Origin of the sequence: Dietzia sp. DQ12-76, assembly GCF_014145045.1 — a bacterium.
Classification (GTDB): domain Bacteria; phylum Actinomycetota; class Actinomycetes; order Mycobacteriales; family Mycobacteriaceae; genus Dietzia.
Genome location: NZ_JAALDV010000108.1, coordinates 1 through 1812, shown reverse-complemented (window position 1 = coordinate 1812; position 1812 = coordinate 1). Strand labels below are relative to the sequence as shown.

The window sequence follows — 1812 nt, the reverse complement described above, 5'->3', positions numbered from 1 at the left end:
CGGCGGCCGGAGTGGTCATCGGGCATGCCGAGGGTGGGCGGCAACGGTTCGGAGAACAGCCAGGCGGACCACAGGGGCCGCAGATCCACGGGGGAGTGGTCCGCGGCCATGTGGAGGAAGTCGTCGGTGGTCGCGGTCTTTCCCGAGTACTTGACCACCCAGCCGCGGAGCAACCGGAAGAACTGCTCGTCGCCGATGGTCAGGCGCAGCGCGTGCAGGGCGAGCGCACCGCGCTTGTAGACGCGGTCGTCGAACATGTCCTTGGGGCCGGGATCGGACAGCAGCAGATCCTGGGGGGAGTTCTGCAGCTTGGAGTAGTAGCGCAGCGCGTGGCTGCCCGCGTCCGCGCCGCCGGAGAACTCCGTCCACAGCCACTCGGCGTAGCAGGCGAAGCCCTCGTGGAGCCAGATGTGCTTCCACTCGGCGGCGGTGACGGCGTTGCCGAACCACTGGTGGGCGAGTTCGTGGGCGATCAGCCGTTCGTCGTCCGTCCCCGCCTCGGCGGTGTTGCGGCCGAACGTGGACATTCCCATCGCCTCGAGAGGGATCTGCAGCTCGTCGTCGGTCACCACCACCTTGTACTCGCCGAAGGGGTACGGGCCGAACAGGTCGGTGAAGACGTCGATCATCTCGAGCTGGCGGGCGAACGCCACCCGGAAGTCCCGCTTGAGGTCCGCGGGAAGATAGGCGTGGACCGGCACCGAGCCGCCCGTCACCTCCAGGTGCTCGTACCGTCCCAGGTTGATGGTCACGAGGTAGGTGGAGGTGGGCTGCGGGAGGTCGAACTCCCACGTGGTGGTGCTGCCACTGCGCTTCTTGCCCACCAGCGACCCCGTCACGACGGCGCGGTACGGCGAGTCCGTGGTGAGACGGATCCGGAACGGGGCCTTGGACGAGGGGTGGTCGTCGCACGGGAACCAGCTGGCGGCCCCGTTGGGCTGGTTCGCCACCAGGACGCCGTCGGTCAGTTCCTCCCAACCGACCTCCCCCCAGGCGCCGCGGATGGGGCGCGGGTTGCCCGAGTACCGGATGGTGAGGGTGAACGCCGCGCCCACGGGGATCGGGTCGGTCGGGGTGACGCTGAGCTTGCCCCGCGGCCGGCCGTACCGGGCGACCCGGCCGCGGTCGAGCGAGACCTTGGAGACGTCGAGGTGGGGGGACAGGTCGAGCTGAACGGACTCGAGCGGTTCGGTGGCCGTGGCGGTGATCACGGCCTGACCGCGCAGGTTGTTGGAGCTCATCTTGTAGGTGAGGTCCAGTTCGTACCGGGTCACCCGGTAGCCGTGGTTCCCGGCGCTGGGCAGGTAGGGATCCACCGGATCGGCGCGCGACGAATCGCGGGGTGCGGCGATCTTGGCGATGAGGTCCTTCTTGACTGCCTTCAATTCCATGACCTGCGCGAGTGTAGTGGACCCGGGGGATCGCCACGGTCGCCGTCGCCGCCGGTGCCGCTGACGCCCGCCACCGCCGTCGGATCCGCGCTCTGCGGAAACTACTTGCCAACTAGGAAAGTAGTTTCCTAGTGTGGGGTCATCGGCCGGGCGAGTGCCCGGGGAAGTGTCGAGAAAGGTGAAGTCATGACCACGGAGAATCACACCACCGGCGCGGTCGATCGCGCCGAGGCCGCCAGGCTCCTCGCGGAGGCCGAGGGGCGCCCGCCGGTCAGCTCCACGCGCGACGCCCGGGTCTTCGCCTGGTTCACCGCGGTCATCGCGGTGGTGATGGGGGCCGGGACCATCGCGATCATGTTCTCCGACTGGGCGATGGTGCCGTACGCGGTGCTTCTGTTCGCCGTGATGGCCTGGCAGCGGC

The 1812-nt window shown here is 68.8% G+C and carries 2 protein-coding genes; one reads left to right on the top strand and one right to left on the bottom strand.

From position 1 onward, the window contains the following. The coding region (locus tag G6019_RS04865; protein ID WP_182612595.1) for a M1 family metallopeptidase at nucleotides 1-1385 on the bottom strand (1385 nt) is incomplete at its 3' end. A gap of 192 nt (nucleotides 1386-1577) precedes the next feature. Here G6019_RS04865 and G6019_RS04860 point away from each other — a divergent pair. Further along, the coding region (locus G6019_RS04860) for a hypothetical protein (protein ID WP_182612593.1) at nucleotides 1578-1812 on the top strand (235 nt) is incomplete at its 3' end.